The following is a 25,300-nucleotide window of genomic DNA, read 5'->3' as shown; positions in this document are numbered from 1 at the left end:
GCTGGTGCCGTACACTATTGATCGAACCATAGAAGATGCTGATTTTGAGGCGGTTGACAAACGAGCGCGTCAGTCTCTCACGGATAACTGCTTCGGGGTGCTGATCGAAATCGACGTCAAAACCACGATGAAGGAGAAGCTGGGCACGGAAATACCTGCCTACCGGATCTTTGGGCATGCAATCCTAGGCCATCGGCGTGGAGCCTCGAGTAGGGGCTATTTTGCCATAGCTGGCGCCTTAAGCGACTTCATCCGTGATCTGTTGACCGTGATCAAGTTCCACGGGGTTTGCTCAGCCCGTTCAACTTTAATCCAACTCATTGTGATTAACTCTCTAGGTGTGTAAAGCCAACAGGTTGCTTATAACAGGAAGTCTGCTGATGCGCGGTCGCAGATAACGGCTTTGCAATCGCTTGAGAAGCAACTCGTTTCCCTGAGAGCGAGGTGCAACGATGGCCGTGAAGTTGATGCTTGCGGGGTTCTTGCTGGCATCAGCGAGGGCATCTTACAACCGCAATAGATCAAAGTGTCGATTTTATAGTTCTTAACCACGCCGCCACCTGTCGACATAAGCCTCGGTACCCAGCATGCCAACAGGCGCCTGGAATGGCATCGAGAGACACTTTCACGCTTCATCAAGTAATGCTATTGAAGGCTGTGGCGTAGAGAAGAGCATGCCAGAGGGAGCAGAGCTGGCGATCAATAGTTACATAGCTCAATATTAAACGTTGACATGGGGGCTACCCCAAGGTTTATGTTGTTAATAGCACATTGCTTCGGACTATGCTGACACCATATGTTTATTGCTCGGTTTTTCATTAGTTGCCTATTTCTGCTTAGCATCTCCTTGCAGGGGATGGCAGCGGTGCAATTGGCGCAGCCTTGCCCCATGGAACAAACCATGATGCAGGCAGACATGGATGACCGTTGCAGCATGATGTCCGCCATGCCACAAAACGATTGTTGTCTGGATGGTCAATCCAACACGCACAGCGGCCCGGTTTGCAAGCCTGGCCAGGAGTGCCATGCTGGGCAGCTCTCGATCATGAATACGGCTCCGGCGGTTTCTTTTCAGGCAGCAAATCCGGCTACCCCTCATTTTTCTAACCCTCTCTATCTCCCCCTTGCCTTATCTACCATCTGGCGACCGCCTCTAGCACTTTCTCACTGATCTTTTCGGGGTCCGGCCTGGTCTGGGCCCACTGAGGGCGCGTTGCGCGCCATGATCCGTGTTGGAGTGACACATGTATTGGATATTTCTGAGCGCCGGCCGGTATCGGCGCGCACTCGGCTGGCTAGCGCCCTCCCTGCTGCTAGCTAGTGTCCAGGCGTTTGGGGCAGAAGGCCTGACTTTTAATCAGGCGCTACAGCTCGCCTTACGTCAATCACCGGAATTGCGGGCGGAATCGGCCCGCGTCGAGGCCGCTCAGCAGGCAGAAGGGCCTGCCGATGCTTTGCCCGATCCCACCCTGATTCTTGGCCTCGACAATGTACCTGTGGATGGCGCCGATCGTTACAGCCTGTCGAGTGATTTCATGACCATGCAGCGTATTGGTGTAACCCAGCGTTTCCCCAATCGCAGCAAACGCACAGCAAGGGCAGAAGGTGCCAGACAGCAAATCGGCTTAACGGAGGCCACGAAAGAGGCCACTCGTCTGGCCGTGCTGCGTCAGACCGCTCAAGCCTGGATTGAGCTCCACACTCTGGATCGTCAACTAGTCCTGCTGGAAGAACTCATTGCTGAAAATCGTTTGTTCGACAAGGCAGTGCGTGCCCGGCTTTCATCGGGTCAAGGAAAGGCTATTGATAGCGTGGCACCCAGGCAGGAAGCCGTGACATTACTGGATCGGCGAGATGCTCTTCTGGCCAGGCAACGCCAGGCTAAGGCTCGTTTAATACGCTGGCTGGGGGAAGCCGGCCGGCAATCACCGGCTGGCCAAGCACCTGATTTCGCCATCAATGCTGAACAGTTACTGAATAGCCTGCATAAGCACCCTGAACTTGAGATAGCGTCGCGTCAGGCTTCTGTCGCCCAGGCTAACGCGGACGAGGCTCGTGCCGCCAAGAAGCCGGACTGGGCTTTAACTCTGGCTTATATGAATCGTGAAGAATTCAGTGACATGGCGATGCTACAGGTCAATGTGGACCTGCCATTGTTCAGCCGGTCGCGCCAGGGGCCTCGCATTGCCTCGGCGGAAGCTGAGTGGCAAGCACTGGAATCTCGTGCAGAGGCGGTACGTCGCGAACATGAAGCGATGCTGCAGAGCGATCTGGCCGAATATGAACGCCTGGAACGCACGCTTGCCCGGCAACGGGAGCGACTGGTGCCTCTGGCAAAAGAGAAAGTGGGATTGGCTAGGGCCGCTTGGCGCGGCGGTGATGGCAGTTTGGCCGATCTTGTACGGGCACGTAGCGAATGGCTGGACGCCAAACTGAAGGAGATTGATCTCAGCGGGCAGTATGACCAGCAGGCAGCCGCCCTCCATTTTACCTACGACCACCACGGCATGGTGGGCGAGGAGCAAGATAATGAACATTAAACGCAATGCCTTGATCGGTTTGGCTGCCTCGCTGTTGTTGCTAGCCGGAATATATTTGGGCCGTTACGTCACCCCTTCGCAGAGCAGTATATCGATGGCGATGGACAGCGGTGAAACCAACAGCAAAGCGGATGAAAAGGAAGTGCTGTACTGGTATGACCCTATGTATCCCCAGCAGCACTTTGACGAGCCCGGGCCCTCACCTTTCATGGATATGGAGTTGGTGCCCCGTTATGCCAATGGTGGTGATGATAGCGATCAGCCAACGGTCCGTATTGATGCAGCCATGGTACAAAATCTGGGAATTCGCAGTGCCTCGGTGGTCGTGGCTCAGTCACAATCTCAGCTTGATGTCACGGGGTTGATTGCTTACAACGACCGCGCCCTGACACGCCTGCAAAGCCCCGCGCCTTCCTTCGTAGACAAGGTCTGGCCTCTGGCTGAGGGCGACACTATCTCCAGTGGTCAGCCGCTGATGCAATTGAGAGTTCCGGCCTGGACTGGAGCTCAGCATGAATGGCTGGCCGTGCTCGGCAGCGGCAACAACGAACTGATCGTCGCCGGGCGGGAGCGCCTGTTGTCATTGGGCATGCCTGCATCCCTGATCCGAAGTATTGAACGCCAACGTAAACCGCTGGAAACCTGGACGGTGACAGCTCCGCATGATGGCGTGATACGCAGTCTCAATGCTCGTGCTGGCATGACGCTGTCGGCCGGTGCTCCCGTGGCGGAGATTCAGTCACTCAACCCCGTGTGGGTGGAGATAGCAGTCCCGGAACGCCAATTGGGGCAAGTCAGTAGTGGTAACGCTGTTGACGTGACCGTTCAAGGAGTGAAGCCAGCACTGCGTGAGGGGCAAGTTGCCGACATTCTGCCTCTGGTGGATCAGTCCAGCCGAACTGTGCCGGTGCGAGTGACCTTGTCCAATGACGAGGGTGATCTGCGTCCGGGCATGAGCGCTCAGGTACGCATTCATGGCGAAGCCACACAGAAAGCATTGGCCGTACCAACCGCAGCCTTATTGCATACAGGAAAGCGCAGCCTGGTGATGCTTGATGAGGGGGAGGGTCGATATCGTCCGCAGGCAGTGTTGCCGGGGGGCGAGCTGGGAGACCAAACGCTGATCCTGGCAGGGCTGAAGGAAGACCAGAAGGTGGTTGTCAGTGGTCAGTTCCTGCTCGATTCCGAAGCCAGCCTGCAAGGCATTGCCGTTCAGGAGCTGGCTATGTCAGATGAGACGGAAATGATGAACGCACTGCACTATGCCGAAGGTGTTGTCGAGCAACTGAATGGCAGCAAAATAATGCTGGACCATGGCCCTTTCAAGAGCTTGTCCATGCCTGCCATGACCATGCGTTTTAACCTGGCGAATGAACAAGTAGGCAAAGGGATATCGGTAGGTGATCGCGTGCGCATTGGCATTCGTGATACAGACAAAGGGTTGATTGTGGAGCGCCTAGAAAAGCAGGTGGCGGAACAAAAAGACACCCAAGTGAATTCGTTGCATTACGCCGAGGGGGTTATCGAGGGGCTATCCGACGGCAAGGTCAAGCTTAAACACGGTCCTTTTAAGACGCTCGGTATGCCTCGCATGACCATGCGCTTTCGTCTTGCCAGCGAACAGGTGGCCAGCGATATAGCAGTGGGCGATCGTGTGCGCGTCGGCGTCAAAGATACCGATAATGGCTTGACTGTGGTGTCTCTCGACAAACAGGAGGTTGCACCATGATCGCTACCCTGATTCGCTGGTCGTTGGCTAACCGATTTTTGGTGCTGCTGGCGACGCTGTTCATGAGTGCGTGGGGGATCTGGTCTATCAACAATACCCCCGTAGATGCTTTACCGGATCTGTCCGATGTACAGGTGATTATCCGCACCAGTTACCCAGGTCAGGCACCGCAGCTGGTGGAAAAACAGGTTACCTATCCACTTGCCACCACCATGCTGGCCGTGCCAGGTGCGCGCACAGTACGTGGTTACTCGTTCTTCGGTGATAGTTATGTTTACGTGTTGTTTGAAGATGGTACCGACTTGTATTGGGCACGCTCACGGGTGTTGGAATACCTTAGTCAGGTCCAGTCTGAATTGCCGCGTACAGCACGACCATCACTTGGGCCAGACGCTACCGGTGTCGGCTGGATTTATCAGTACGCATTGATCGATCGCACCGGCCAGCATGATCTATCGCAACTAACCTCGATACAGGACTGGTTTCTAAAATACGAGCTGCAGACTCTGCCTGACGTTGCAGAAGTGGCAACCATAGGCGGCATGGTACGTGAATATCAGGTAGTCCCTGACCCGGTCAAACTCGCCAGCCATGGGATCAGTCATCAACAAGTACGCAAGGCGATAGAACAAGCTAACCAGGAAACCGGGGGAGCAGTGCTGACGCTGGGCGAAGCGGAGTTCATGGTGCGCTCCAGTGGCTACCTTCAGTCACTCGAGGATTTCCGAAAAATCCCACTAAAACTGGTTGATGGAGTGCCAGTACAGCTTGGAGATGTGGCGCAGATTCGCCTTGGTCCGGAGATGCGGCGTGGTATTGCCGAGCTGGACGGTGAAGGGGAAGTCGTCGGCGGGGTCGTCATTCTGCGTTCAGGCAAGAACGCCCGCGCCGTGCTATCTGCCGTGCATGAGCGACTTGAGACACTGCGGGAAAGCTTGCCGGAAGGGGTTGAGATCGTCACCACCTATGATCGAAGTGAGCTGATTGATCGAGCGGTAACAAACCTCAGTTACAAATTGATTGAAGAGTTCATTGTAGTTGCACTGGTGTGCGTATTGTTTCTTGGCCATTTGCGTTCGTCACTGGTGGCCATCATTTCCCTACCGCTGGGAATCCTTGCTGCCTTTATTGTGATGCGTTACCAGGGTATCAATGCCAATATCATGTCGCTTGGCGGCATTGCTATCGCTATCGGCGCTATGGTGGATGCAGCAGTGGTGTTAATCGAAAACGCTCACAAGAAAATTGAGATTTGGCATCGGGATAACCCAGGGCAATCTCTGACTGGTAATGCGCATTGGCGAGTCATAGAGCAAGCAGCTGTCGAAGTGGGGCCAGCGCTGTTCTTCTCGTTGCTAATTATTACCTTGTCGTTTATTCCTGTCTTTACCTTGGAAGCACAGGAAGGGCGGCTATTTGGCCCACTGGCATTTACCAAAACCTGGGCTATGGCGGCGGCAGCCGGCCTATCGGTGACATTGGTTCCACTGTTAATGGGGTACTGGATTCGGGGAAAGATACCTTCCGAGGAAAGTAATCCAATCAGTCGCTTTTTGATTAGTTGTTATCAACCCGTACTAGAGCGAGTCTTGGCGTGGCCGAAAACCACCTTGCTGGTTGCCGGTTTAGTTTTTGTTACCGCCTTTTGGCCGCTAAGTCAGCTTGGTGGTGAATTTTTGCCACCGCTGGATGAGGGCGATTTGCTGTATATGCCAAGTGCCTTACCAGGCTTGTCAGCACAAAAAGCTACCGAGCTTCTACAGCAGACCGATCGGTTGATCAAAACGGTGCCTGAGGTGGAGCAGGTATTCGGCAAGGCGGGGCGTGCGCGGACAGCGACTGACCCTGCACCATTGACGATGTTTGAAACCACCATCCGTTTCAAACCCAAGGACCAATGGCGTGAAGGCATGACAACGGAGAAGCTTGTCGAAGAGCTGGACCGTATTGTACGCGTGCCTGGACTGGCAAATATCTGGATTCCTCCGATACGCAATCGTATCGACATGCTTGCCACTGGCATCAAGAGCCCAATTGGCATCAAAGTAGCGGGTAATGACCTAGAGATCATTGACCAGGTGAGCCGTCAAATCGAACAGGTAGCCAAACAAGTACCCGGTGTCTCCTCAGCATTGGCTGAACGGTTGACTGGTGGTCGTTATGTGGATATCGATATTCGGCGTGGCATTGCGGCTCAGTATGGCCTCAACATCGCGGATATTCAGTCGGTGGTCAGTGGTTTGATTGGTGGTGAAAACATCGGTGAGACAGTGGAAGGGCTGGAGCGTTACCCGATCAGCCTTCGATATCCTCGCGAGTGGCGCGACACGGTGCATCGCTTACGCGATTTGCCCATAGTCACTCCCGAAGGAAAACAAATTACCCTCGGAACCGTGGCGGATATCAAGATTACCGATGGGCCGCCGATGTTAAAAAGTGAGAATGGCCGACTGTCTGGGTGGGTGTATATCGATGTTCGGGGGCGTGACCTGGCCTCGGTAGTGGATGATCTACGTGCCTCAGTGAATGATGGAGTCAGGTTGCCAGAGGGGGTCAGCTTGTCCTTTGCCGGTCAGTTCGAGTTCCTGGAGCGGGCCAATGCGAGGCTAAAAGTGGTGGTACCGGCGACCTTACTGATTATTTTCGTACTGTTATTCCTGACCTTTCGCCGTGTCGGTGAAGCCTTGCTGATTATGGCGACGCTACCGTTCGCGGTGACCGGTGGTATCTGGTTCTTGTATCTGCTGGACTACAACCTGTCAGTGGCTACTGGTGTCGGCTTCATCGCCCTGGCGGGTGTCGCTGCGGAGTTTGGCGTGATCATGTTGCTGTACCTAAAGCAGGCGTGGCAGGAGAGACAGGAGCAGGGTCAAAAGGGTGAAGCTGCCTTGATGGGTGCTATCCGTGATGGCGCGGTATTACGTGTTCGACCTAAGGCGATGACTGTAGCTGTTATTATTGCCGGCCTTCTTCCGATTTTCTGGGGGGGAGGCACAGGTAGCGAGATCATGAGCCGCATTGCTGCACCCATGGTAGGAGGGATGGTAACAGCACCTTTGTTATCACTTTTCGTGCTGCCCGCAGCCTATCTGCTGATGCAACGACGTGATAGGAATCCGGATTGACCAAGCGTAAAGCTTGGGTGGTAATCTCCTAGTCTTGGCGCTGGATCAGCTGCTGATCCGGCACTGATAATTGGGGGGGGGGGCTGCGATACCCCCCCGAAACGAATAGTCATGTCCAGATGCCCTATGGATGGCTGGTTGTGGTAGAGAGTCACAGGGGCAATAACTTATTTCTCTATAGAACAATAGGTTACGATGTTTTTGGGGGATTTTGCACGTTTGTCTGCCAACCCTCAAGATGGCACCATTTACCTCCGGGCTGAACGGCGGACCAAAACTAAACAGGTATGTCGTAGTATTTGCAGCTAAAAAAACACTGCATGCTTAGCCCTCAAGAACTGTGCTGCATCATGGCTGATTTTACACATCACAAACGGTGAGGATCCATTTAAGATATAAAGATACGCCTTGGTGCACTAAGCCAAGCGGCGGCCTGATTCTTATCGCCATCAAATCCTCTAAAGCCGAAATAAGGGCGAGTAATCGCGGCCGCCAAACTCCAACTCGGCCGGGCTAAATCCATTAACGTGCACCAGACATTATTTACTTGCCCGTATTTGAGCGGGTGAAGCTGAGAACCAACGATTACAGGCCCGAGTAAGTGAAGAGTGCTCTGAAAATCCTAGCAAACTAGCTATTTGCTTCAGTGGGAGATCGGAATCACGCAAAAAACGCAAAGCAGCAGCTTTGTAAACATCCTCTCGAATAATCTCGAAATTTTCACCTTCACCGTGGAGGTGGCGCTGGAGTGTCCGAGGATGCATTTTTAGAATGCTTGCAATCTCTGCTTTAGTGCCTTTGCCTGTTCCCATTGTCAGTAGCAGTGTCTGGCGAACACGTTCACTCAGCCCCGATGCGACTGGTGCGATATTTTTATCGATGTAATCGAGGGCTAGACGGTGAATGACTGAGTTACTGGATTTGAGTTCAGCTTGAAGTTCGCTGTGTTCGGCATGAATGCCAGCAAACGCTTGAGAAAAATAGACAGGGACACCGAAATACCGACGGTAGACTCTTTTCTCGGAAATGGGAGCATGCGGAAAAGAAACTCCGCGAATTCGTATATTTCGGTTGGCAAAAGCCTGAGCCATCCGAAATATACGCCCGATACTTTGTTCTAATCCCTGCGCTTGGGGGATATTCAATGGTAGATGCATGTCAAAGCGAAGCGATGAACTGCCCGGCAGCAATCACATCCTGCCTTACCAGTGGTAGGACCCGACCGATTCACTCTTTGGGTTTTCAGCCAGACTTGAGCTGCCATGCATTAGAACAGAGGGCAGGAGAAGAAGCCCCAGAGCAGTGTGACGACTTTAGGGCTTTACGTGGATGTTACGACGACTTTAGGCCTTCAGTTGTAAGTTTAGCCCTTGTCTTGAAATAGTTTAGATCTTTAGTTGGTCGGCCAAGAGTCTTGAGACGCTGATGTAGCGACAAAGATTTAATTTAACATAATATACATTATGCGCAGTCATTGGGATTCCACCACAAGACAAGGTACACACCTGCATATTCATATTGCACATTCCCTCCGCTTCAACCGACTTACCGGCAAAGCCTGTAAACATTAACGATTCGGGTTTGCATCTATTGCCCATGACCCGTTTAATCGCTGCTACTACGGGGTTTTTACTTTCTGCATGAATTGCTGACGGAGTTCTGATGTTGCTGCGTGCCTTGCGCTCGACCTGGCTGGTGACAGGCTTGTTGCCTTGTTTTGTTTTGGCGGCTGATCCTGTGCCGGTATCCGTGGCTCCAGTCGAAATGCAGCAGCCGGTGCGCGAATTGCTCATCAACGGTACGCTGGCTGCTGATCAGGCGTCTCGACTTTCTCCCTCTGTATCCGGCCTCGTGAGTCGTCTTCATGTGGATATTGGCTCCCGTGTGGAATCCGGCGACGTGCTACTGGAGCTGGATCCGGAACTGAATCGTCTGGCGCTGCAACAGGCACGAGCGACCTTCAAACAGCAGCAGACAACGCTGGCAGATCTGGAACGTCAGCTTGCTGAGGCCAGCAGCCTGATTGCCAAGCGCAGTATTGCTGCCAGTGAGGTGCGTAGTCTGGAAGCCCAGGTTGAGGCCGGCAAGGCGGCTCTGGCGGCCAGCCAGGCGGACGTGGGCCGGCAACAGGCATTATTGGCACGCCACACGCTGAAAGCGCCTTTTTCCGGGGTGATCAGCGGAAAACTCACTGAAGTTGGCGAATGGGTCACCCCCGGCACTCCGGTACTCGATCTGGTCGGCACCGGCCAGTTACACGCGGATTTTGCGGTTCCACAGCGCTATTACAGCCAGATTTCTTCTAAAACCGCCCTCACCGTTCGCCAGGAAAACGCCCTCTCCGGCCTCTCGGATGACGCGGATGGGATTGTGGCCAGCATTGCAGCCATTGTGCCGGTAAGTGACCCGTCTGCGCGTACCTTTACCTTGCGCGCCAGTGTAGACGCCGAGGGGCTGACGCCAGGGATGGCGGTGTTCGGCACTCTGGCGATTCAATCGCAACAGGCAGAACCTGTGGTACCGCGTGATGCCCTGCTTCGTGATGTACAGGGCAATGTGTCCGTATGGTTGGCGGTTGAGGATGAGGAGCACGGTTTGGTCGCGCAGCGCCGGGCCATCAAGGTGAGGCCGGGCCAATCCGATCCGGTGATCGTGACCGACGGCTTGCGCCAGGGGGATCAGGTGGTGATACGCGGCAATGAAAGCTTGCGCGAAGGCGATGCCGTGCTGGTGGCCCAATAATGTTCGAGAAAATTGTACGCAATGGCACCCTGATGACGGTGATTGTATTGATCATCACCCTGCTCGGCGTGCTTGCCGCCCTGCGCATTCCCGTGCAGATGATTCCTGATCTTGAGGTGCGAACGATTTCGGTGCTGACGCGCTGGTCTGGCGCGACACCCCAAGACGTGGAAAAGGAAATTCTGATTGAGCAGGAAGAATACCTTCGCAACCTGCCCAACCTGCGCCGTCTCACCGCTACGGCCTACAGCGGCGAAGCCGAGATCGAGCTGGAATTCCCTTTCGGTGTGGATATTACTGATGCACTGATCCGCGTAAATAATGCGTTAAGTCAGGTGCCGGCCTACCCGGATACCGTCGATCAGCCCCGCATTCTGTCGTCATCATTCTCCAGCAATTCGTTCATGTATTTCAGCGTCTATCCCCGGCCCGGCAATCCCCGTGGTCTGGATATGGATATGATGCGTGACTTTATTGATGACGAAGTGCGCGCTCGCATGGAAAGCGTTCAGGGTGTGTCCATGGTGGAAATGCGTGGTGGCGCGGAGCGGCAGATTCAGGTGCTGCTTGATGCCCAGGCGCTGGCCCAGTTTGGCCTCACGGTGGTCAACGTGCGTGACGCCCTGCGCACCCGCAACCGGGATGTGTCCGGTGGCGAAGTGGACAGTGGCAAGCGCCGCTATCTGCTGCGCACCGTGGGCCGCTTTGATTCACTGGAAGATCTGAACAATCTGATCCTGCAGCGCCAGGGCGATTCCGTGGTTCGACTGGACGATGTGGCGACCGTGGTGATGGACCACTACCCGGTGCGCCAGATATCCCGTTTCAACGGTAACGCCGTGATCATGTTGGCGGTGCGACGGGAAACCGGCTCCAACGTGATTGATATCAAGCAGGACATGCTTGAGGAAGTCGCACTGATTCGCCAGGAAGTGCTGGAGCCCGCAGGCATGGACATGACGCTGATGTCCGATGACGTGCGCTACGTGGAAGCCTCGGTGGCCAATGTGTGGACCAATCTGGGCATCGGCGCGGTCTTTGCGACCCTGGTGATGTTCCTGTTCCTGCGCTCGGTACGCATCACCGCGGTGGGCGTGATCGGTATTCCCATCTGTACTATTGCGGCTTTTCTTGGCCTGCTGTTGGCTGGCCGCACCATTAATGTGATTTCCATGGCGGGTATTGCCTTTGCCATTGGGATGACACTGGACAATTCCATTGTGGTGCTGGAGAGCATCGAGATGGAACGACGCCGGGGGCTGGACCGGTTCAAGGCAGCCGTAAGCGGCATCCAGAAAGTCTGGCCAGCGGTGTTCGCGTCGACCATGACCACGGTGTTGGTGTTCCTGCCGGTGGTCTTTATTCAGGAAGAAGCCGGCCAGCTGTACTCGGATATCGCCATTGCCGTCTCTGCCTCGATTCTGGTCTCGATGCTGGTGGCGATGACCGTCATCCCCACCCTCTCTGCCCGGCTAGATTTTTCTGCCGTGATGAACCATGACGGCCAGCACAGCCGCTGGATGCGAACCATCCAGGGCTGGGCAGCAGCGCTGTCTGCCACCCGCCCGCGGCAACTGGCCACGGTGGGCGTGACGATTCTGGCGGCAACGGCCATCGTGGTGTTGCTGACACCGCCGGCGGAGTATCTGCCGGAGGGGGAAGAGCCCAAGACCTTCGCGGCCATGAGCGCCCCACCCGGCTATAACCTGGACACCATGATTGCCATCGCCGATGAAGTGGAGGCACAAATTCTGCCCATGGTAGGGGCAGATCCGGCGGATTTTGATAACGGTACCCTGCCCATGCCGCCGCTGAAGTACATGAATATGGGGGTCGCCGCCGACGGCCTGCGTATCATCGCCGAGCCCATGGATCCCGCCCACATGGAGCCCATGATGGATGCGATTACCCGGGTGTATCGTCAATACCCGGGTATGCGTGCCTTTGCCGCACGCGGGTCGATCATCTCCAGTAATGATGGCGGTACCCGCAGCGTGACGCTGGATGTGGCCGGTGCGGATCTGGCGGAAATCTATGAGGTGGCACGCACCCTTTATCGCGAGGCGGAAACCGTTTTCGAGAACCCGCGCATCCAGTCACAACCCGCCAGCCTGTCACTGGCCCAGCCGCTTATCGAGGTGCGTCCCAACTGGTCGCGGGCAGCCGAAGTCCGGTTTACCACCCAGGATCTGGGCTATACCGTGGCGGCGCTCACCGATGGGGCCTTTTTGGACGAGTTCTTCCTCGGCGATGACAAGATTGATATTTATGCCTACAGCCAGCGCACCGGTACCACTCCCTCGCTGACCACCCTGCCCGGCCTGCCGGTGCATACCCCGATTGGCGCCACCGTGCCCCTGTCGTCGCTAGCCGACCTGCAGGAAACCGTGGACACCAGCGTGGTGCGGCGTGTGAATGGCCGCCGGACGGTGACACTCAACATCATTCCGCCACGCAGTGTGCCGCTGGAAACCGGCGTGGACGAAGTCCGCGCCATGGTGCAGCGCCTGCGAGACGACGGCATCATTCCGGATACGATCAGCATCAGCCTGTCAGGGGCAAGCGATCAACTGCAGGCCACCCAGGAGTCACTCAGCGGTAACTATGTGGTCGCTCTGCTGCTGGTGTATTTGTTGTTGGTGGCAATCTTCAAGCACTGGGGTTACCCGCTGCTGATCATGACGACCATTCCCCTGGGGATCGCCAGCGGGTTGCTGGGGCTGGCATTGATGAATGCAGCGGGGATCAGCCAGCCCTTCGACATGATCACCATGCTGGGTTTCCTGATTCTCATGGGGACGGTAGTGAACAACCCGATCCTGATCGTCCATGAAGCCACGGTCAATTTGCGCAATGGGCTGTCTGCCGCCCAGTCCGTGAGTGATGCCGTGGCCACCCGACTGCGGCCGATCGCCATGACCACGATCACCACTGTCTGCGGTCTGGCACCGCTGGTACTGATACCGGGAGAAGGCACGGAATTGTACCGGGGGGTCGGGGCCATCGTGCTGTTCGGGCTGTTAGGTAGTGCGATAGTTACCGTCTCTTTCCTGGCAGCGCTGACAGCGCTGATACTGGCCATCAGATCCCCAAAAAAACCACCCGGTTAACTCCCTGGCCACTTCTCTGCCCCTGCCATGCGGGGGCGTCTTCTCGTCCAGCCATCCGCTTTAAGGCTGCGTGCCTGTTGTTCCGTCACAACTTTGCGACTGGGTCGCATTGCCGGGTTGACCTTTGTTTATAAATTGACCACAAAGAGTGTGCGGCCAAGTTCCGTGACGGGCAAAGATCAATGGGTGGCATGGACAATTTGTCCACACGGATGCCGCCGAGTGGGCCTCGCCTTAACGCTTAGAACCAAATAGTATAGTTATATGCCCGGATGACTTGTAAGGGTACTGCTCTGCCCGGATCAAATAGTTCAAAGCCTGAGCAGTCGTCACCGCGGCTTGATCTACATCAAAAAGGGACGCGTTCACGCCTGCTAGATTTGCCAGCGCACAAACCGGAAGGAAACGCACATGGAAAACGCCGTTGCTTCGCCGCCCTACAACTATAAAGTTGTACAGCAATTCACCATCATGTCAGTCGTTTGGGGCATTGTGGGCATGCTGGTGGGGGTCATCATCGCCGCGCAGCTTGCCTGGCCGGCACTCAACTTCAACATCCCCTGGCTGAGTTTTGGCCGTCTTCGCCCATTGCACACCAACGCCGTGATTTTTGCCTTTGGGGGCTCAGCCCTGATTGGCACCTCATACTATGTGGTACAGCGGACCTGTAACGCTGTGTTGGCCTTCCCCAAACTTGCCGCCTTTACCTTCTGGGGCTGGCAGGTAGTGATTGTCGCCGCCGCAATCACCCTGCCGCTGGGTTACACCAGTGCGAAGGAGTATGCCGAACTGGAATGGCCTATCGATATCCTGATTACGCTGGTCTGGGTGTCCTATGCCATTGTCTTCTTCGGCACTATTGCGAAACGCAAGCAGGCTCATATCTACGTAGCCAACTGGTTCTATGGCGCCTTTATCATTGCGATCGCCCTGTTACACGTGGTCAACAACCTTGAGATCCCGGTCTCCGCCTGGAAATCCTATTCGGTCTACGCGGGCACCATCGATGCCATGGTGCAGTGGTGGTATGGCCACAATGCGGTGGGCTTTTTCCTGACTGCAGGCTTCCTGGGCATGATGTACTACTACATTCCAGTGCAGGCACAGCGTCCCGTTTATTCCTATCGCCTCTCCATCGTCCACTTTTGGGCCCTGATTGCGGTGTACATGTGGGCAGGGCCTCATCATCTGCACTACTCTTCACTACCCGATTGGGCGCAGTCTGTGGGCATGGTGTTTTCCATCGTGCTGCTGGCGCCCAGCTGGGGGGGCATGATCAACGGCATGATGACCCTCTCTGGTGCCTGGCACAAACTGCGTACCGACCCGATCATCCGCTTCATGATTGTCGCGCTGTCGTTCTACGGCATGAGCACTTTTGAAGGGCCAATGATGTCCATCAAAACGGTCAATGCACTCAGCCACAACACCGACTGGACCATTGGTCACGTGCATTCCGGCGCACTGGGATGGGTTGCCATGATCACCATTGGAGCAACCTACGTGATGGTGCCCCGGCTCTTTGGTCGTAAGCAGATGTATTCGATTGCCTGGATTAATGCCCATTTCTGGTTAAGCACCATTGGTACTGTGCTTTACATCGCGTCGATGTGGGTCTCCGGGATTATGCAGGGACTGATGTGGCGAGCGGTGAACACCGACGGCACCCTGACGTTCAACTTTGTTCAAGAGCTGGTAGAGCGTCAGCCTTTCTACGTGATTCGCCTTCTTGGCGGTGTCATCTTCCTGGCGGGCATGATCCTGATGGCCGTCAACGTCTACAAAACCCTGCGCGGCGAACGTGACACCCACGGCGCCGACAATGTCTTGCAGACCGCCTGAGGAGAGCCGTCATGTCCAATGCACATGAAGTAGTAGAAAAGAATGTTGGCCTGATGATCGTGCTCACCCTGATTGCCGTGAGTTTCGGTGGGCTGGCAGAAATTGTTCCTCTGTTTTGGCAGAAAGCAACGACTGAGCCGTTGGAAACGCTGGAGCCCTACACCGCACTGGAAATGGAAGGTCGTGATATTTATATCCGTGAAGGTTGCCACGTATGCCATACCCAGATGGTACGGCCGTTGCGGGCTGAAACTGAGCGATTTGGACCCTACTCCGTGGCCGGGGAAGACGTTTGGGAGCACCCCTTCCTGTGGGGTTCCAAGCGCACCGGGCCCGATCTTGCCCGGGTCGGCATCCGGCCGATTACAGAGCAGTGGCATCGTGAGCATTTGCGCGATCCTCGGCAGGTCGTCCCGGAATCCAATATGCCGGCCTACCCCTGGCTGGAAACCACTCCCGTGGACTGGCGCCATACTGAGCGCAAGTTGCGGCTGTTCAAAGATACCTTTGGGGTTCCCTATACCGATGAAGGTATTGCAGAGCAGGTAGAAAAGTTCCAGAACGGCGAATGGTCCGAGGCAAGTGAGGAAGATGCGCTTGTGGCCTATTTGCTCTCCCTTGGTCGCGAGCGCAAGGAGATCAATCCATGAGCTATCACGCCTTGTTTACGCTGGTCTTCTTTGTGGCCTTCATGGCAATGACCTTCTGGGTCTATCGCCCCAGCCGCAAACAGGATTACGAAAAGCTCGCTCATATTGCGCTCGATGCAGAGCGTCAACGGAAGGGGGATGACCAATGAGCAATTTTTGGAGCTGGTTCATTATTGTCATTGTTGCCATCAACCTGCTGGGGTGTGCGGGGTTGTTGCTCTGGAACAACTCGATTTCTGCAGAAGAAGCGGCAAAGGAAACCACCGGGCATTCTTTTGATGGCATTGTAGAGCGGAACTCCCCCCTGCCACGCTGGTGGCTGGGACTGTTCATCGGCACGCTGATCTTTGCGTGTGTGTACCTTGCCCTGTACCCGGGGCTGGGTAAGTTTGAAGGGATGCTGGGTTGGACCAGTGCCAGCCAGTACGATAGCGAAGTGGCATTGGTTGAACGCCAGACTGGCCCCTTGTTCGAACAGTACGCGCAGGTTCCGATTGAAGAACTGATCAACTACCCCGAGGCACTTGCTGTGGGGGGGCGTCTGTTTGCCAACAATTGTGCCATCTGTCATGGGTCGGATGCTCGGGGCGCCAAAGGTTACCCGAACCTGGCAGACGATGTGTGGCTTTATGGTGGCTCAGCAGAGCAGATTGTTACCACAATTACGGCTGGACGTCAGGGCATGATGCCACCGATGGCCGCCGCCATCGGCAATACCGATGACGCAGTTCGAGACATGGCAATCTATGTTCAGAGCCTTAGTCGACCCGATGTCGCAAACAAGGGTAGCAACGCTGCCGCTATTGAACGGGCAAAGCCGAAGTTCGTGATGTGTGCAGCCTGCCACGGCCCGGATGGCTCCGGCAACCAGATGCTGGGTGCGCCCAACCTGACCGATGCCAGCTGGCTTTATGGGCCTCGCCTCGAAGATATTGAGTACACAATCAGGAATGGCCGTAGCGGGCATATGCCAGCTCATGAAAACCTGCTGACCAAAGAGCGCATTCATGTGATCAGTGCCTACGTTTATAGCCTTTCTCATAAGCCGGACACGAAAGGCCTCCCCTCGCCGTGATGTAAGGCCCTTGGGTCTCTACTTGGACAATCTGTCGCAGTGCCAGCGTCGCTGGGCTGCGTCAGAATGGAATTCACACAGCCACATCTCCATGGGTGGAGGTCAGCCATGTCCGATCCGCAACGTATTCCGATTCACGACGCCAATAGTGACGGGGCTGTGAGCCTGTACAGCAAACGCGAGCGTATTCAGGTAAAAGCCACCAAGGGACGTTTCCAGGCTATTCGCAATGCCACTATTCTTGGCACCATGGGCCTGTATCTGTTCCTGCCCTGGGTGCGCTGGGATGGCCAGCAAGCAGTGTTGTTTGATCTGCCGGGGCGCCAGTTCAGGATTTTTGGCTGGACGTTCTGGCCACAGGATTTTCTGTTCCTTTCGTGGACGTTGATTATTGCCGCATTTGCCCTGTTCTTTTTTACCGTCCTGGCGGGCCGGGTGTATTGCGGTTACGTGTGTCCACAAACGACCTGGACCCGGTTTTTCCAATGGATCGAACACTGGTGTGAAGGCGATCGGCATAGCCGGATAAAAATGGACCATGCCCCGTGGACGATCAGCAAGATCGTCCGTCGAACAAGCAAGCATATTCTTTGGCTGATTCTGGCATTCCTGACCGGCTTGACGTTTGTAGGGTACTTTTCGCCGATCACAGACCTTTCCCTGCGCATTCTTTCTCTGGGATGGGGGGGCTGGGAGCTGTTCTGGGTGGCGTTCTTCACGGTAGCGACCTATGGCAATGCTGGCTTCATGCGTGAGCAGGTGTGTCTCTACATGTGTCCCTATGCGCGCTTCCAGAGTGTGATGTTCGACGACGACACATTGATCGTTTCTTACGATGAGGGGAGAGGCGAGCCTCGAGGACGCGGGGCCAAAAAGAAGCAATCGGAGAATCCCGATGCTCCCGGTGATTGCATTGATTGCGGAATGTGTGTGCAGGTCTGCCCCACTGGAATCGACATTCGTGACGGTCTGCAATATGAGTGCATTACATGTGCGGCCTGCATTGATGCCTGCGACGATGTGATGGACCACATTCGCAAGCCTCGTGGTCTCATCCGGTACACCACAGATAATGCCCTTAATGGCAAGCCCTCTCATATTCTGCGCCCTCGCCTGCTGGCATACGGGGCTGCCCTGCTGGTGATGTCGACGTTGTTTATGGTCAGTCTTTACAACCGGGTCCCCTTGCAAGTCGATGTGTTACGCGACCGTAATCAACTTTATCGAACCACCAGCTCAGGGATGATCGAGAATATTTACCGCATGGAAATTCTCAACAAGAGCCAGACCCCCCAGCGTTATGAACTGGAGCTTGAAGGTCCAGCGGGTTTAAGCATGGAGAATCGTACTGAATTTACCCTGCAGGGCGGCCAGACTCTGACCCTCCCGGTGACCGTCAGCTATGATCCCTATGAAGTTGAAATGACCTCTTCCACGATCTGGTTCACCGTCAGATCGCTGGATGACCCGAACGTGGAGAACCGTCATGAGTCACGATTCATTGCCCCACGGCGATGAGAAACCCTGGTACCGCCATCCCTATCTTTGGCTTGCCATGTTGTTGCCGGCCTCTGCGGTGGTGGCGGGTCTGGTAACTCTTTATATCGCCATTGTGAATGCCGACTCCCCGGTAGTGGACGAATGGTACAAGGAAGGTAGAGGTATCAATCGCTCGATGGAGCAGGAACAACTTGCTGCCCGCCTTGGTATTGGCCTGGAGCTATCCCAGGTGGGAGCAGGCATTCAGGCGCGCCTTCTCAGCCGCACCGCGATCCCCTTGCCCGAAACCATTACCGTAACCCTGCGCCATCCGACTCTTGCAGAAAGGGACGTGACCATAGAGCTGTTCCAGCTTGACAGTCACCATTACCGTGCGGATGGAACCTTGCCGGTGGATGGCCGACGCAAAGTGACTGTCACCGCAGCGGGAGGTCACTGGCGGCTTTACCAAACCGTGATGACTGGTGATGGGGATCTACAGCTGGGGCACGTGCCCGCTACATGAGCAACACGACTTGTTGGCACTGCAGCAACCCTGCAGTCGGTACCGTGACGGCGCGAACGCCGGAGGGCCCCCGACCGGTTTGCTGCCCTGGCTGCGCCGCTGCCGTTGAAACCATTTACGGCCTGGGGCTAGAGGATTACTACAACGTCCGGGAAAGTGCTGCTCCGATTCCTGATGACAGTCGTATGGCACTTAACCTCGCGCTGTTTTCTGTCCCCGAGCTGGTGGCCCCCCATCTCAGAAGTACCCCGACTGGACAGCAAATACGGTTGCAATTGTCGGGCCTGACTTGTGCGGCCTGTAGCTGGTTGATTGAAAAAACACTGGGTGATCAAACGGGGGTTCACAATGCCAGCGTTAATCTGGCAGGTATGACCCTGAGTGTGGACTATGAGGGAGAAGCCCGGGTTGAGGACACAGCCAGACGAATAATGAGGTTGGGCTATGGGGTGTCGTTGTTGAACGCCCCCCATGAAAAAGCCGCGCAGCAGCAGGAGCAACGAAAACTTGTCGGACGACTGGCTCTGGCGGGACTGGGAGCCATGCAAGCCATGATGTATTCGACTGCACTTTATATTGGTGTATTCGATGGCAGTGATGCGATCTACGAAATCCTTTTTCGTATCGCCAGCCTGATCGTGGCCACACCCGTGGTTTTTTATGCCGGATGGCCATTCTTCCAAGGGGCGATTTCCGGGCTGCGTGGCGGACGTCTGACAATGGATGTTCCCATTGCCCTCGCCCTTCTGCTTGCGTGGGCAGGCAGTCTTGTCGTCATGGCCATGGGGGGAAGCCATGTCTATTTCGACTCAGCGGCCATGTTTGTTTTCTTCCTGCTTGCCAGTCGCTGGTTGGAGCTGCGACAACGACAGGCTGTTCACCGTGCATGGCACACATTGGAGGAAACCCTGCCCCTTGCTGTCAGGCAATACGATGTGGGGAACGATAACCCCTGGATCAGTACTCGACAGATTGTCGCCGGGATGTCGTTGGTGCTTTATCAGGGCGAGACCGTTCCCTGCGATGGAGTGATAAAACAGGGCCATGGTGCTTTTGATGAAGCCGCCATTACTGGTGAGTCTCTGCCCCGAGACGGAGTTGCAGGTGATACCGTCCGAGCCGCCAGCAGGCTGGTAGAAGGAAATGTGGTTCTGGAAGCGCTCGGGCCTCCCGCTTCCAGCCTGGTAGCCAAAATCGGTGATCAGGTAGAACGGGCACAACTGGAACGTCTCAGTGTGGTCCGGGACTGGCAACGAGTCGCACCGCTTTTCACCTTGTCTGTGCTCTGTCTGTCGCTCTTTACGTTTATCTGGCACTGGTCCTCCGGACCAGCACAGGCATTCGAATATACACTGGCAGTGCTTGTGGTAACTTGCCCATGTGCCCTTGCTCTGGCGGTTCCGTTGACCGTAACGGCCACTTTGGGCAGTGCCTTGCAGCAAGGTGTCCTGATCGCATCGCCACGTCAGTTTCTCTCTCTGCCGGAGATTGGCGGGGTTATTTTCGACAAAACCGGCACCTTAACCGCCGGGCAATTCCAGCTCATTTCCAGCAAATGTGTTACGGATGACTTCAGCGAGCCGCAACTCATGGCGATTGCTTCTGCCCTGGAGTGGCAAAACCCTCACCCCCTGGCTGCGCCGTTTCAACAACGCTATCGAGACCCTGAGGTTATCGAGATTGAGGCGGATCAATGCGGTGTCACTGGCTTCCGGGGAGAGAGTCGGTGGCGAATCACCGGCTTGCCTGAACAGGCAAGGGATGGCGCCACTTGTCTCGGACTTTACCAGGACGATGAGCTGCGCATGGTGCTATCTCTGGCTGATAACCTGCGCAGCGAGGCCGAAGGCGTCCTTCAGGATCTTGTAGCGCAAGGTATGGTGGTGCGAATGGCGACCGGCGATAACGCCGTTGCCGCAGGAAAGGTTGCCGCCCACCTTCCGTTACAGGAATGGCGTGCAGATCAAACCCCGCAGAGCAAACAGGAATGGATAGCCTTGTTGGAGCAAAACCAGCGCCAATTAATGGTGGGTGATGGTATCAATGATGCCGGAGCCATGTTGGCTGCGAGCGTGTCTGTGGCAACCGGAAATGCCACCAGCCTGGCTCAGCGGGCTGCCGGTATTTTTCTGCTGAACGATTCATTGCGAGCACTTCCCCGCCTTGCACCACTTGCATCGGCCTGCCGGCATCGGATTTGGCAAAACCTGGGCTGGGCTTTTCTTTATAACTTGCTTGCGGTTCCCTTTGCTGTAGCAGGCTGGATTCCACCGTGGGCGGCAGCGATTGGTATGTCTGCCAGCTCGCTGCTGGTGACGTTGAATGCAACAAGGATGGCACGATGGAAATTGTGATTTTGCTGATTCCCCTCGCCCTGCTTTTCCTGGCGGGCGCTATTGCGGCCTTGTTCTGGGCGCTTCGCAAGGATCAATTTGAGGATCTGGATAACGCTTCCTGGCGCGTGGTGTTCGACGATCGTGCCCAGCGTAAAACTTCCCGCCACGATCGCGGAAAGGAACCGAACGCCAATGATCAATGAAACCTTACCCGGACTCATCCTCGCGTCAATATTGATTGGTGCAGGAGGTGCTGGCCACTGTGTGGGCATGTGCGGGGGAATCAGTGGCGCGCTGACCTTTGCGGTGCCAGAACAACGCCGTACCGGGCTAAGGCTTTGGGGTTGGCAGTTGCTGTTCGGCCTTGGGCGACTCGCGACCTATGTTTTATTAGGCGTGACCGCAGGAGCACTGGGTGGCGAATTGCTGGACGCGTTACCGGCTCCGGCCATGACGGTGGGATTGGCGCTGGCCGGTGTATTGATGCTGTTTCTTGCCTTGCATCTTGCGGGCAAGGGAGGGTTGCTGATGGGGCTGGAGCAAGCGGGGAAGTCTCTTTGGCGCCGCATTCAGCCTTTGACAAGGATCTTTATGCCCATCGACCGGATTCACAAGGCCTGGCTGTTGGGGATGGTGTGGGGTTTGTTACCTTGCGGGCTTGTTTACGCCGCATTGGCACTGGCCGCCACCTCTGGAACCGCCACCAGCGGGGGGCTGGTGATGGCGGCATTTGGCTCTGTCACTGTTGTTCCCGTGGCGGCAACTGGCATTGTGGCATCCCGGTTGACCCTGTTGAGAGGGCCCCGTGCGCGGAAAGTGTCGATAGCAATGGCGCTATTGCTCTCTGGCTCCTTCTTCCTGATGGCATGGTGGATGAGTTCCAGCGGGCATGATCATGCACATCACCACTTGGATTCTCCCCATCACGGGCATGTCGCCCCCTCCTCGTTACCAGACACTCATCGACATTGACCCAGATCAAGATTGGCTGGCCCCTGTCCCGGGATAATAGGGACAGATTTCAGGGAGTCAGCCGATATGCAAGATTGGAACGAAGCGTTAATAGGTCGCTACGGAGGGCCCGGGCCGCGCTATACGTCGTACCCTACGGCTCCCCTGTTTCATGAGGATCTTCCTGTTGATGCCTTTGTTGAGGCCATGGAGGAAGGCAACAAGGCACGCCGCCCTCTATCGCTCTATGCCCATGTCCCGTTTTGCCACCACGTATGCTACTACTGTGCCTGCAACCGCATAATTACTGCGGATCGCAGCCTCGCCGAGCGTTACCTGCAACACCTCAAGAAGGAAATTGTCAGGGTCGCGCAGCATGTAGATTCCCGCCGTCAGGTAACACAGCTGCATTGGGGCGGAGGCACCCCTACCTATCTGACAGATGCACAGATCACTGAGCTGGTGTATCACCTGGCCCGGCATTTCAACCTGCGTGAAGATGACCGTGGTGACTATGCGATCGAAATCGACCCTCGTACTGTGAATAGAGCCCGTCTGGGGCTGTTGAGAGGTCTTGGATTCAATCGCCTTAGCATTGGGGTCCAAGACCTGAATCCTTTGGTGCAACAGGCGGTCAACCGCATACAGTCCTATGAAATGATTAGCGATACCTTGGGCTGGGCGCGGGACTTTGGTTTCAAATCGATTAACGTTGACCTGATTTCCGGCCTTCCGTGGCAAACCGAAATGACTATGGCCCGTACCCTTGAGCAATTGATCAATCTCAAGCCGGAGCGTATCTCGTTATATGGTTATGCGCATTTGCCCGATCGATTCAAGATTCAGCGTCAGATAGACGACGCGGCTCTCCCCTCTCCTACCGAAAAGATACGCATGAACGTACGCGCAGGTCGAATGCTGCAGCAATCCGGATATCGCTTCATCGGGATGGATCACTTTGCACTGGAATCCGACGAAATGGCAGTGGCTCAGCGCAATGGGCTGCTACACCGCAATTTCCAGGGTTACACCCTGCATGGCGACGCAGACTTGCTCGGAATGGGGGTCAGTGCTATCAGCCAGGTGGGCAATTTGTACGTTCAGAATCACAAAGTGTTGAGTGACTGGCAGGCAGCGATTGGCCAGGATCAGTTGCCTCACCATAAGGGCTACCTGCTGGACAAGGCTGATCTCATCCGGCGGGACATCATTATGAAGCTACTGTGTGATTTGCGCCTTGATATCCCGGCGTTTGAGCAGCAATGGGAGATTTGTTTCCGGACGCACTTTGCTGATGCCATGGTCCAGTGGCGGGATTTTGCCGAGCAGGGGCTGGTGGTATTCAATGACGATACACTGATCATAACCGAGCAGGGCCGTTTGGTTAGCCGGGCCCTGGTGCAGCCGTTCGATGCGTACCTGGGAAACAGGCAAACCAAAGGGTTTAGTCGTATAATCTGAACCAGAGTCAGCCATGTATTGCGCGCTGAAACGCGCATGAATTCGTCTGTCGCAAAACCAAGGATGTGACCGTGTCCCAACACGTTTCCTGTAATGATTGTAGCTTGAGCCCTGTTTGCCTGCCGCTGGCTGTCGCGCCCGCGCAAATGGACCAACTCGACAATATTATTCGCCGTGGCCGTCCGCTCAAACGTGGGGAGCACCTGTACCGTGCATCCGATAATTTCGAATCGGTATTTGCTGTTCGATCCGGGGCGATCAAGACCTACGTGGTTAGCCCGGACGGCGAAGAACAGGTGACCGGTTTCTATATGCCCGGCGAGGTATTGGGAATGGATGGAATCAGTACCGCTCACCATGTTTCCAATGCCAAGGCACTGGAAACTGCAACCGTGTGCGAGATTCCTTTCAGCCAACTTGAGAACCTGTCACAGCAGATCCCCACCCTTCAGCACCATTTTTTCAGCCTGATGAGTGATGAAATACGCGCGGATCGTGAGCTGCATATGCTTCTCAGCAAGAAGAGCGCGGATGACCGGGTCGCCTCACTGCTGCTTTCCATGTCGGCAAGACACCAGCGCCGAGGCCTGAGCAGCCACAGTTTCCGCCTGCCCATGTCTCGTTATGACATCGCCAACTACCTGGGGCTGGCAGTAGAAACTGTGAGCCGCATTTTTACCCGTTTCCAGCAAAAGGGGTGGCTGGAGGTGTCCGGTCGTGACATTGAGATTCTTGATCGCGCCAGTTTGTGCGGCAATGCACCGGATACCGGCACCGTGGAGATACAGCTGTGAGCCAAAACCTACTGATTGTTCTGGACCCTGATCTTAAAGCGCCGCAGCCCGCGCTTTCCAAGGCTCTGTTGCTGGCCAGAGAAGAAGACCTGGAGATTACCGTTTTTGTTAACGCCTATTCCGGCCCCATGGTGCGTGCGGTAGGACTGGATGAAGAGCGTTTCAATGCAGCAAAAAAACAGATAACCCATGCCTGGGAGCAGAGAATTTACTCCCTGGCGGGCGCGCACCCTGTTTCGCTGGCCCTCGTATGGGCGAGGCGCGAAATGGATGCGCTTCGCACCGAGATTCTGCGCCTATTGCCTGATCTGCTGGTAGTACATACCAGCCGGGAACAAGGGCTAAGGCGACATCTTTTCACCCCACGTGACTGGCAATTAATTCGTAAAGCCCCTTGCCCTGTGCTGTGTGTACACAGCGAATCATGGGAGCAACCTCCTCGATGGCTGGTAGCACTGGATCCTGGTGAACAGGATGATGATGCTGCGCCTCTGGCGAACACATTGCTCAGTCATGCCCGCACCCTCACCCAATCATTGAATGGCAAACTGCAAGCGTGCCATGTGATGGATGGTGTGGATGACAGCCTGGTGATGTTAGTAGCTGAGGGGGTGCCTGACTACGCAGCAACCCTTGAGTCCCTTAAGGCACACCATAAGCAACAATTTCTGGAATATGCCCGTTCTCAGGGGCTCGACAGCGAGTCTGTTGATCTGTTGGAGGGCCCTGTGGCCGATGCCCTTGCCCGACACTGTGAAGAGAATCAGATCGATGTATTGGTGGTGGGGACGGTGCGCCGCAATCTGGCCGAGCGAATGCTACTGGGGTCAACGGCAGAAACCGTGATCACCCGAGCCAGAAGCGATGTGCTGGTCATCAAACCTGACCGGTTCGAATCCCCCTGGGTGGAATAACCGGTGCCATGCAGGCATGCCACCGG

At 55.5% G+C, this 25,300-nt stretch carries 19 protein-coding genes and 1 pseudogene; 19 read left to right on the top strand and 1 reads right to left on the bottom strand.

Annotated features, from left to right (window positions below):
- The first annotated feature begins 4 nt into the window (after positions 1 to 4).
- From D4A39_RS18845 to D4A39_RS04025, 5 genes and pseudogenes are all read left to right on the top strand, one after another.
- The gene (locus D4A39_RS18845; RefSeq protein WP_050731507.1) at positions 5 to 346 is read left to right on the top strand and encodes a DUF302 domain-containing protein; all 342 of its coding nucleotides are present in this window, start codon (positions 5 to 7) and stop codon (positions 344 to 346) included.
- 39 nt (positions 347 to 385) lie between these two features.
- Positions 386 to 520 (top strand): annotated as a pseudogene (locus tag D4A39_RS04040) (Cd(II)/Pb(II)-responsive transcriptional regulator); the annotation flags it as partial.
- 724 nt (positions 521 to 1,244) lie between these two features.
- Positions 1,245 to 2,540 carry a TolC family protein gene (locus tag D4A39_RS04035; protein ID WP_022985555.1) on the top strand — a complete coding sequence of 432 codons (1,296 nt, stop codon included), beginning with the start codon at positions 1,245 to 1,247 and terminating at the stop codon, positions 2,538 to 2,540.
- Complete coding sequence (locus D4A39_RS04030; RefSeq protein WP_022985554.1) at positions 2,530 to 4,269, top strand: efflux RND transporter periplasmic adaptor subunit; 1,740 nt, start codon at positions 2,530 to 2,532, stop codon at positions 4,267 to 4,269. The genes D4A39_RS04035 and D4A39_RS04030 overlap by 11 nt, the downstream gene beginning before the upstream one ends.
- Complete coding sequence (locus D4A39_RS04025; protein ID WP_119917530.1) at positions 4,266 to 7,394, top strand: efflux RND transporter permease subunit; 3,129 nt, start codon at positions 4,266 to 4,268, stop codon at positions 7,392 to 7,394. The genes D4A39_RS04030 and D4A39_RS04025 overlap by 4 nt, the downstream gene beginning before the upstream one ends.
- 539 nt (positions 7,395 to 7,933) lie before the next feature.
- Here the strand turns inward: D4A39_RS04025 and D4A39_RS04020 are convergent.
- Positions 7,934 to 8,584 carry an AraC family transcriptional regulator gene (locus tag D4A39_RS04020; protein WP_081703581.1) on the bottom strand — a complete coding sequence of 217 codons (651 nt, stop codon included), beginning with the start codon at positions 8,582 to 8,584 and terminating at the stop codon, positions 7,934 to 7,936.
- Positions 8,585 to 9,056: 472 nt separating this feature from the next.
- Between D4A39_RS04020 and D4A39_RS04015 the strand changes: the two genes are divergently transcribed.
- From D4A39_RS04015 to D4A39_RS03950, 14 genes are all read left to right on the top strand, one after another.
- Positions 9,057 to 10,136, top strand: a complete 1,080-nt coding sequence (locus D4A39_RS04015; RefSeq protein ID WP_022984134.1) for an efflux RND transporter periplasmic adaptor subunit — start codon at positions 9,057 to 9,059, stop codon at positions 10,134 to 10,136.
- Positions 10,136 to 13,246, top strand: a complete 3,111-nt coding sequence (locus D4A39_RS04010; protein WP_022984133.1) for an efflux RND transporter permease subunit — start codon at positions 10,136 to 10,138, stop codon at positions 13,244 to 13,246. Before D4A39_RS04015 ends, D4A39_RS04010 begins: the two co-directional genes overlap by 1 nt.
- Before the next feature lie 411 nt (positions 13,247 to 13,657).
- Positions 13,658 to 15,088 carry a cytochrome-c oxidase, cbb3-type subunit I gene (gene ccoN / locus D4A39_RS04005; protein ID WP_022984132.1) on the top strand — a complete coding sequence of 477 codons (1,431 nt, stop codon included), beginning with the start codon at positions 13,658 to 13,660 and terminating at the stop codon, positions 15,086 to 15,088.
- An 11-nt stretch (positions 15,089 to 15,099) separates the two neighbouring features.
- On the top strand, positions 15,100 to 15,738 hold the full coding sequence (ccoO, locus tag D4A39_RS04000; RefSeq protein ID WP_022984131.1) for a cytochrome-c oxidase, cbb3-type subunit II: 639 nt from the start codon (positions 15,100 to 15,102) through the stop codon (positions 15,736 to 15,738).
- Positions 15,735 to 15,887, top strand: a complete 153-nt coding sequence (locus D4A39_RS03995) for a cbb3-type cytochrome oxidase subunit 3 (RefSeq protein ID WP_022984130.1) — start codon at positions 15,735 to 15,737, stop codon at positions 15,885 to 15,887. Before ccoO ends, D4A39_RS03995 begins: the two co-directional genes overlap by 4 nt.
- Entirely contained in the window at positions 15,884 to 16,813 is a 930-nt protein-coding gene (ccoP, locus tag D4A39_RS03990) for a cytochrome-c oxidase, cbb3-type subunit III (RefSeq protein ID WP_119917529.1), read from the top strand. Before D4A39_RS03995 ends, ccoP begins: the two co-directional genes overlap by 4 nt.
- 108 nt (positions 16,814 to 16,921) lie before the next feature.
- Positions 16,922 to 18,331, top strand: a complete 1,410-nt coding sequence (ccoG, locus tag D4A39_RS03985; protein WP_119917528.1) for a cytochrome c oxidase accessory protein CcoG — start codon at positions 16,922 to 16,924, stop codon at positions 18,329 to 18,331.
- Positions 18,300 to 18,818 carry a FixH family protein gene (locus tag D4A39_RS03980; RefSeq protein ID WP_022984127.1) on the top strand — a complete coding sequence of 173 codons (519 nt, stop codon included), beginning with the start codon at positions 18,300 to 18,302 and terminating at the stop codon, positions 18,816 to 18,818. Before ccoG ends, D4A39_RS03980 begins: the two co-directional genes overlap by 32 nt.
- Positions 18,815 to 21,172, top strand: coding sequence for a heavy metal translocating P-type ATPase (locus tag D4A39_RS03975; protein WP_119917527.1), 2,358 nt, complete (start codon positions 18,815 to 18,817; stop codon positions 21,170 to 21,172). Before D4A39_RS03980 ends, D4A39_RS03975 begins: the two co-directional genes overlap by 4 nt.
- Positions 21,160 to 21,357 (top strand): cbb3-type cytochrome oxidase assembly protein CcoS, encoded by a 198-nt coding sequence (ccoS, locus tag D4A39_RS03970; RefSeq protein ID WP_119917526.1) that lies wholly within the window; start codon positions 21,160 to 21,162, stop codon positions 21,355 to 21,357. Before D4A39_RS03975 ends, ccoS begins: the two co-directional genes overlap by 13 nt.
- Positions 21,347 to 22,126 carry a sulfite exporter TauE/SafE family protein gene (locus tag D4A39_RS03965; protein WP_119917525.1) on the top strand — a complete coding sequence of 260 codons (780 nt, stop codon included), beginning with the start codon at positions 21,347 to 21,349 and terminating at the stop codon, positions 22,124 to 22,126. The genes ccoS and D4A39_RS03965 overlap by 11 nt, the downstream gene beginning before the upstream one ends.
- 66 nt (positions 22,127 to 22,192) lie before the next feature.
- Positions 22,193 to 23,566, top strand: a complete 1,374-nt coding sequence (gene hemN / locus D4A39_RS03960; RefSeq protein WP_031225897.1) for an oxygen-independent coproporphyrinogen III oxidase — start codon at positions 22,193 to 22,195, stop codon at positions 23,564 to 23,566.
- Between the two features lie 71 nt (positions 23,567 to 23,637).
- Positions 23,638 to 24,360 (top strand): fumarate/nitrate reduction transcriptional regulator Fnr, encoded by a 723-nt coding sequence (gene fnr / locus D4A39_RS03955; RefSeq protein WP_031225895.1) that lies wholly within the window; start codon positions 23,638 to 23,640, stop codon positions 24,358 to 24,360.
- A complete protein-coding gene (locus tag D4A39_RS03950; RefSeq protein WP_022984121.1) occupies positions 24,357 to 25,274 on the top strand; it encodes a universal stress protein in 918 nt (305 codons plus the stop codon). Before fnr ends, D4A39_RS03950 begins: the two co-directional genes overlap by 4 nt.
- The last annotated feature ends 26 nt before the right edge of the window (positions 25,275 to 25,300 follow it).

Origin of the sequence: Alcanivorax profundi (assembly GCF_003597125.1) — a bacterium.
Classification (GTDB): domain Bacteria; phylum Pseudomonadota; class Gammaproteobacteria; order Pseudomonadales; family Alcanivoracaceae; genus Alcanivorax; species Alcanivorax profundi.
This window is presented reverse-complemented; position numbering and strand designations above follow the sequence as displayed.